Here is a 7,271-nt window from a genome sequence, read left to right as displayed (position 1 = left end):
CGCACCACCGTCGACCTGGGCGACCGCTACGCCATCGAACCGGCCTTCGTGGAGTACCCGCGCGAAAGCTTCGCCAAGACCAAGCCGATGGTCGAGGAGGGCTTCTCCTACGCCAGCGACACCAATGACGAATGGCTGTCGGGCGACGGCCTCCTGGCCCTGCTGAACGATGGCGGCGTGGGCGAGCGGCGCCGCCGGGCCACCGACCGCTAGCCGATGATCCTGGCCGTCCTCCAGGCGCGGATGTCCTCCTCGCGGCTGCCGGGCAAGGTGATGGCCGATGTGCTGGGCCAGCCGATGATCGCCCGCCAGGTGGAGCGGCTGCGGCGGTCCAGGCGCCTCGACCACCTGGTGGTGGCGACCAGCGACGACCCTTCCGACGACGCGCTCGCGACCTATGCCGCGAGCCTCGACCTCGACGTCGTGCGCGGGCCGCTGGCCGATGTGCTGGCGCGGTTCATCAAGGCCCTGGACGCCTTTCCGGAAGCCTCGACCCTGGTGCGGCTCACCGCCGACTGCCCGCTGACCGACTGGCGGGTGCTGGATGAGACCGTCGCCGCGCACCTGGCCGCCGGCGCCGACTACACCGAGAACATGGCGGTGAAGACCTATCCCCACGGGCTGGACGTCGAGGTGATGACGGTCGAGGCCCTGCGCCGGGCCGGCGCCGAGGCGACCAGCGCCTATGACCGCGAGCACGTGACGCCCTATCTCTATGCGACGCCGGGCAGGTTCCGGCTGGCCGACATCACGCGGTCGCCGTCCCTGGCCCATCTGCGCTGGACGGTGGATTTGCCGGAGGACCTGGATTTCGTGCGCCACGTCTATGAGACGCTCTATCCGGGCGACCCCGATTTCGGGACGGAGGCTGTCGCGGCCCTGCCCTGGAATTCCTCGCGCGCCAAGGTCTAGGAGGCCCCATGTCGCTGCTCCCCTACGGCCGCCAAACCATCGAGGACGACGACATCGCCGCGGTCGCCGAGGCCCTGCGCGGCGACTTCCTGACCACCGGACCGACGGTGGACGCCTTCGAGGCGGCCTTCTGCGAGGTCGTGGGGGCGAAGCACGCCGTCGCCTGCGCCAACGGCACAGCGGCCCTGCACCTGGCCATGCTGGCCCTCGACGTCCAGCCGGGGGAGGTGGTGATCGCGCCCTCCATCACCTTCCTCGCCACTGCCAACTGCGCCCGCTATGTCGGCGCCGAGGTGGTGTTCGCGGACGTCGATCCCGAGAGCGGCCTGATGACCGCCGACACCCTGGCCGAGGCCCTGACCCGGGTGGGCGACCGCAAGCTGCGCGCCGTCCTGCCCGTCCACCTGCGCGGCGACGCCGCCGACCTGCCCGGGCTCGAGGCCCTGGCCCGCGACGCCGGCGCGGTGCTGGTGGAGGACGCGCCCAATGCGCTGGGCTCGACCCTCACCTTCGGCAACAGCGTCGAGAAGGTGGGCGACTGCCGCCACTCGGCCATGGCCACCTTCTCGTTCCACCCGGTGAAGACCATCGCCACCGGTGAGGGTGGCATGGTCACCACAAATGACGACCGCCTCGCCGAGCGCCTGAAGCGCCTGCGCAGCCACGGCATGATCCGGCCCGAGGGCGGCGATCCCTGGTGGTACGAAATGCCGGAGCCGGGGTTCAACTATCGCCTGCCCGACATCCTCTGCGCCCTGGGCCTCTCCCAGCTTGCCAAGCTCCCCCGCTTCGCCGCGCGGAGGCGCCTGCTGGCCGAACGCTACCGCCTGGCGCTGGAACTGCTCGCGCCCACGGTGCGCCTGGCGACCCGCCCCGACTGGAGCGACCCGGTGCTGCACCTGATGGTCGCCCTGATCGACTTCGAGGCCATCGGCAAGACCCGCCGCGAGGTGGTCGAGGCGCTCAAGGCCCGAGGCGTCGGCACCCAGGTCCACTACATCCCCGTCCACACCCAGCCCTACTACCGCGACCGCTACGGCGAGCTCGACCTGCCGGGCGCCAGCGCCTGGTACGAACGCTGCCTCTCCCTGCCGCTCTATCCGGGCATGGCGGATGAGGATGTGGACCACGTGGTCGCGGCGTTGGCGGAGGTGCTGGGTGTCTAGCGCCGCCGCTGTTTTGATCCTTTCTGGGAGCGCAGATTGTCCGACGAGCTTTTCGCCGCCTTCAAAGCCGCCATGGTTGGCCGAACCTGCCGCGTGCGACGCCGGGAAGGTGACTGGGCGTTCGCGTTCGGCGACGATTGCGGCCTGACGACCGGGGCGTCGTGGCGACTTGTAGGACCTGAACGCCTTGCCGTGGCTGACGGCGACGATGGCCAGCTATTTGGACGCACGACCCCGGTCGATGTGGAGCGCGACGCCAACGCGATACTTGCCAGACTGGCGGTCGCCAGCGTGGCCATCAAACCGATCACCTGCGATCTCCACGTGTCGTTCGACACTGGCGTGACCCTGGACGTGATCAACACCTCCAGCGGCTACGAGGCTTGGCAGGCTTACTTCGTCAGCGAGACAGGACCGATGACGCTGGTGGCGCAGGGCGGAGGCGGTCTGTTCGCCAGTCTCGCCTAAGCCGCGTGCCCCAACACGTTCAGCAACTCCCGTACCTTGCCCATGCACTCCGGCTGTTCGATCAGGTCGGCGCGGGTGTCGTCTTGGCGGACGAGCTTGAAGGCTTCCTGCTTGGCGCGGTCGGCGGCGGGGCCTAGGGGGGCGACCTCGCCGACGGCGAGGCGCAGCATCAGCAGCAGCTTCTGCGACGGGGAGGCGGGGGTGCGGGCCAGGGTCTGGACCAGGCGGGCGTCGGCCTCGACCATGCCGCCCACGTCGCCGATCTTGGCCTGGATGGGGCCGTAGTCTTCGGCCACCAGGCCGCTGCGGCCCACGGAGCGTTGCAGGGCCGCGAGGATCTGGAGCTTCACGGCGGCGGTCTGCGGGCCGTAGCGGAATTCCTTCTCGAAGCGCAGGGCCGCGATCCCCGCGCCCAGATAGCGGCCGGCCTGGCGCTTGTTGGCGTTGCCGATGACGTTCTCGACCAGCCACATCAAGGCCTCGGCCTCTTCCCGGGCCGATCGCTCGCGGCCCAGATAGACCTCCACGAAATCGCCGGTGACCAGCATCTTGGAGCGCTGCACGAAGGCGGCCTGGATGTCGTCGAGCGGCAGCAGGGCGCCGGCCGCGGCGGTCAGCGCCATGGCCAGGCCGCGCATCACCTCGATCTCGCCGGTGGCGTCGCCGGGGCGTAGGCGGCGGGGACCGTTCAACTCGCGCACCACGCGCCTGGCGATCGCGGCGCGGACGCTCTCGAAGTCTTCCGCCGCGAGCCACTTGGAGAGCCGGGTGGCGGCCTCCGACAGGGGCGGCATGACCTTGGCCACCGACGGTTCGATCCGCATCAGCGCGTCGATGGCGTCGCAGGCCGCCAGTCGCGTCATGGCCGCGAGCTGGGCGCCCAGGTCCAGGTCCTTGCCGATGACATTGTCGAGGCCGGTCTTGGAGCCCAGGATCTCGGCCAGGGGTTGTTCGATGACCTGCAGCGCCAGGCCCCGCGGTGGTCCCGTCACCGGGGCGGCGTCGGCCAGGTCCAGCAGGCGGGAGATCTTTTCCGACCAGGTCTTGGCCGGCGCGATGGAGGCGGCGACGCCGGCCCCCAGCAGATAGGCGCGCTCGGGCTCCTTGCAGACCCGCTCGGCGGCGCGGGCGAAACCTTCCTTGTCGATATTGGGCATGCCGCCCTTGCGGAAGTCCTTCAAGAGCCGGTCGATGGAGCGTTCGACCAGGCTGGAAAAGGTCCGGATCAGTTCGTGAACGGTCATGTCCCGGGCCTGGGCCTCGGGGATGGCGACCTTCTGGATGGCGTGCTGTAGGTCCGTGCCCGACGCCTCCAGTTCCTCGACCAGGTCGGCCCGGTGCAGCAGTTCGAACGGGGTGGCGCCCTTGCGCTCCAGCCAGCCTTCCAGCAGGCGGCCGATCCGTTCGCGGGCGTGGACGGTGTAGAGGTCCTGGGGCGAGACGCAGAGCGGGTCTTGGTTCTCGACGATCTTCTTCTTCTTGACGACCTCGGTGGCGCCGAGGCTCAGAATGGTGATCGTCTGGAACTCACGGCTCTCGGGGTCGAGGGTCTCCTTGGTCACCCGAACCGCGGCGATCTTGCCCTCCTTCATCATCGCGTTGGCGTTGGCGATGGCTTGGGAGCGATCTTCGGTGGCCTGGTCCAAAGTCCAGCCGCCGCCCGGCGTGCGCCGAGTGAACAGCTCGTAGTGGACTTGATGGCCTTGCACGTGGAGGTCCCCTTTCAGCCCACCACGTTCGCCGAACAAGCTTAATACCGGATTTATCTTGTTGAGCCGCCTTGTGGCCGGCCGTGGTGACCTTAGGGAACTCAAGACGGTCTGGCGATTTTCTGATCAAGCGGAGCCTTTGGCCTCATCAGTCGCCCCATTGAGGCCATGCTGACGACCGAATAACAGGGTAAGCTTCGCCTAAAGGATGCGACGAGAACACATGGCCAAGATCACCCTGGTGGACGACGACGAAAACATCGTCACGTCGGTCAGCCTCGCCCTCGAGAGCCACGGCCACGAGGTCAAGGCCTACTTCGACGGCGCCGCGGGCCTCGCCGCGCTCGAGAACGAGCCGCCGGACCTGGCGATCCTCGACGTGAAGATGCCGCGCATGGACGGGATGGAGGTGCTGCGCCGCCTGCGCCGGACCTCCGACATGCCGGTGATCATCCTTACCTCCAAGGACGAGGAGATCGACGAGATCCTGGGCTTCAACCTGGGCGCCGACGACTACATGCACAAACCCTTCAGTCAGCGCCTGCTGATCGAACGGGTGAAGGCGGTGCTGCGTCGCGCCGGGATCGAGGGTGAGGACACTGCCGCCGCCGCCGTCGGCGGAGCCGAGGCGGCCGCCCGGGCGCTCAAGCGCGGCAAGCTCACGCTCGACCCCGCGCGGCACGACTGCCTGTGGGACGGCAAGCCGGTGAAGCTCACCGTCACCGAGTTCCTGCTGCTGCAATCCCTCGCTCAGCGGCCCGGCTTTGTGAAGAGCCGCGACAATCTGATGGACGCGGCCTACGACGATCAGGTCTATGTCGATGACCGCACCATCGACAGCCACATCAAGCGCATGCGGAAGAAGTTCCGCGAGGTCGATCCTGAGTTCGACGCAATCGAAACCCTCTATGGCGTCGGTTACAGATACCGCGAAGCCTGATCTCGCCAAGCCGAAGCCCCCGCGCTTGCGCCAGCCCTGGTGGCTGCGCTGGCTGCCGGGGTCGAGGCTCGGGCGGCTGATCATCGCGCTGAATGTCCTGGGCCTCGCCATCCTGATCGGCGGCGCCCTGGTCCTGAACGAACTGCGCCGAGGCCTGGTGGGCGCGCGGATCGACAGCCTGACCACCCAGGGCGAGCTGATCGTCAACGTCATCAACCGCGCCGCCACGGTGGGCGAACCGACGCCGCAGCTGGACGCAGGCGCGGCCAGCGAGATCCTGCAGATCCTATCGAACCCCCGCTCGCAGCGGGCGCGGCTGTTCGATGCGCGCGGACAACTGATCGCCGACAGTTACTGGGTCGCCGATCGGGTGGAGTGGAAGGTGCTGCCCCCCGCCAAGGCCCGCGAGGACGGCGGGCTCAACCTGGACCTCAAGATGGGGAGGCCACCACCGCCGCCGGCGCCGGCCGCCCAGCGAGCCCTGGCCATCGAAGTCAGCCAGGCCCTTCGCGGCGTGCATTGGGCGGGCATGCGGACGTCGGAGGACGGAGAACGGGTGGTCTCGGTCTCCATCCCCATCCAGCACGTCCAGGCGGTGCTGGGGGTCCTGACCCTGGAAGCCAGCGACGTGGACGAGATCATCGCCCGCGAACGCGCCGCCCTGGCGCCCTTCATCATGATCGCCATCACCGTGGCGGTGCTCTCCTCGGTGCTGCTCAACAACCTGATCGCTCAGCCGGTGCGGCGCCTGTCGCGGGCCGCCGACGGCGTGCGCCTGTCGCGGGCCCGCGCCATTTCGCTGCCGGATCTGGCGCGCCGCGACGACGAGCTGGGCGACCTGACCCGAAGTCTCGAGGACATGACCCAGGCCCTGTCCGAACGGATGGACGCCATCGAGCGGTTCGCCGCCGACGTGGCCCACGAGATCAAGAATCCGCTGACCTCGCTGCGCTCGGCGGTCGAGACCCTGGACCTCGTCTCCGATCCCGCCGCCCGCGACCGGCTGCTGAATGTCCTGAAGAACGACGTCAAGCGGATGGACCGGTTAGTGACCGACATCTCCAACGCCTCCCGCCTGGACGCCGAGCTGTCGCGGGAGGACGTGCGCGCGGTCGACCTGGGCCGGCTGATCGGCGAGGTGGTGCAGCTCTACCAGGACACCATGCGCAAGGGCGAGGCGAGCGTGGCCTTCGAGCTCGCCGAGACCCTGGAGCCGATCATGGTCTCCGGCCGCGAGGTGCCCCTGGGCCAGTTGCTTCGCAACCTGATCGACAACGCCCGCTCCTTCAGCCCGCCGGGCGGCGAGGTGCGCGTTTCGCTGGAGCGCGGTCGCGGCGAAGCCTCGGTGACGGTCGAGGACGACGGTCCCGGCATTCCGGCCGACAATCTGGAGACCGTGTTCGAGCGGTTCTACACCTCGCGGCCCAAAGGCGCGGCCTTCGGTGGCAATTCCGGTCTCGGCCTGTCCATCGCCCGGCAGATCGCCGCGGCCCAGGGCGGCTCGATCCGCGCGGAGAACCGGCAGGGGCCGGACGGCAGGATCGCCGGCGCGCGGTTCGTCGTCACCTTGCCGGAGGCGCGCCGGTGATCGTCCACGCCGGGCTGATCGCGACCTTCGCGGGCGGCTGGCGCGGAGTGCTCATCCTGGGTGGGTCCGGCGCGGGCAAGAGCGACCTGGCCTTGCGCTGCCTGGACCACGGCTTTCGCCTGGTGGCCGACGATCGGGTTTTGCTCTGGGCCTGCGAGGGCCTTCTCTATGGCCGGGCGCCCGACACCCTTGCCGGGCTGATGGAGGTGCGGGGGCTGGGAGTCCTGCCCGAACCCGCCCTGGCCTATTGTCGCATCGTGCTCGCCGCGCGCTGCGAAACCGCCGAGCGCACCCCCGATCCGGTGACCGAAAGCTATCTGGGGTTGAAGGTCCCCAGCGTGAATCTCGCGCCGCTTGAATCCAGCGCACCTGCGAAACTCCGTCGCGCATTGCAGCATCTTGGAGCGGCGACGGAAGGGGGGTATCAAGACGCCCTCGCGGTCGGCGTCTCGCCGCGGCCGGGTGGGGATTCCCGTTGAGAGTATTGG

At 69.0% G+C, this 7,271-nt stretch carries 7 protein-coding genes and 1 pseudogene; 7 read left to right on the top strand and 1 reads right to left on the bottom strand.

The window, feature by feature from the left end; genetic code table 11:
• The 4 genes and pseudogenes from RMO04_RS20390 to RMO04_RS20375 form a co-directional block, all read left to right on the top strand.
• A pseudogene (locus RMO04_RS20390) lies at window positions 1-213 on the top strand (UDP-N-acetylglucosamine 4,6-dehydratase (inverting)); the annotation flags it as partial.
• Window positions 214-216: 3 nt separating this feature from the next.
• Window positions 217-912 (top strand): glycosyltransferase family protein, encoded by a 696-nt coding sequence (locus RMO04_RS20385; RefSeq protein WP_309646601.1) that lies wholly within the window; start codon window positions 217-219, stop codon window positions 910-912.
• A gap of 8 nt (window positions 913-920) precedes the next feature.
• Window positions 921-2,078, top strand: a complete 1,158-nt coding sequence (gene pseC, locus RMO04_RS20380) for a UDP-4-amino-4,6-dideoxy-N-acetyl-beta-L-altrosamine transaminase (RefSeq protein WP_309646600.1) — start codon at window positions 921-923, stop codon at window positions 2,076-2,078.
• A 36-nt stretch (window positions 2,079-2,114) separates the two neighbouring features.
• Window positions 2,115-2,546: a hypothetical protein gene (locus RMO04_RS20375; RefSeq protein WP_309646599.1), complete on the top strand. Its 432-nt coding sequence runs from the start codon at window positions 2,115-2,117 to the stop codon at window positions 2,544-2,546.
• Here the strand turns inward: RMO04_RS20375 and RMO04_RS20370 are convergent.
• Window positions 2,543-4,255: a hypothetical protein gene (locus tag RMO04_RS20370; RefSeq protein WP_309646598.1), complete on the bottom strand. Its 1,713-nt coding sequence runs from the start codon at window positions 4,253-4,255 to the stop codon at window positions 2,543-2,545. The genes RMO04_RS20375 and RMO04_RS20370 overlap by 4 nt on opposite strands.
• 223 nt (window positions 4,256-4,478) lie before the next feature.
• On the opposite strand from RMO04_RS20370, the gene RMO04_RS20365 reads away from it, so the two are divergent.
• From RMO04_RS20365 to RMO04_RS20355, 3 genes are read left to right on the top strand one after another with little or no spacing between them, the layout of a single operon-like run.
• Window positions 4,479-5,195, top strand: coding sequence for a response regulator transcription factor (locus tag RMO04_RS20365; protein ID WP_309646597.1), 717 nt, complete (start codon window positions 4,479-4,481; stop codon window positions 5,193-5,195).
• Entirely contained in the window at window positions 5,164-6,783 is a 1,620-nt protein-coding gene (locus tag RMO04_RS20360) for a stimulus-sensing domain-containing protein (protein ID WP_309646596.1), read from the top strand. Before RMO04_RS20365 ends, RMO04_RS20360 begins: the two co-directional genes overlap by 32 nt.
• Complete coding sequence (locus RMO04_RS20355; RefSeq protein ID WP_309646595.1) at window positions 6,780-7,262, top strand: HPr kinase/phosphorylase; 483 nt, start codon at window positions 6,780-6,782, stop codon at window positions 7,260-7,262. Before RMO04_RS20360 ends, RMO04_RS20355 begins: the two co-directional genes overlap by 4 nt.
• Window positions 7,263-7,271: the final 9 nt, after the last annotated feature.

The sequence above is a fragment of the Phenylobacterium sp. genome (assembly GCF_031412415.1).
GTDB lineage: Bacteria > Pseudomonadota > Alphaproteobacteria > Caulobacterales > Caulobacteraceae > Phenylobacterium.
The sequence above is the reverse complement of the archived record's forward strand: the minus strand, read 5'-3'. Positions and strand labels throughout refer to the sequence as shown.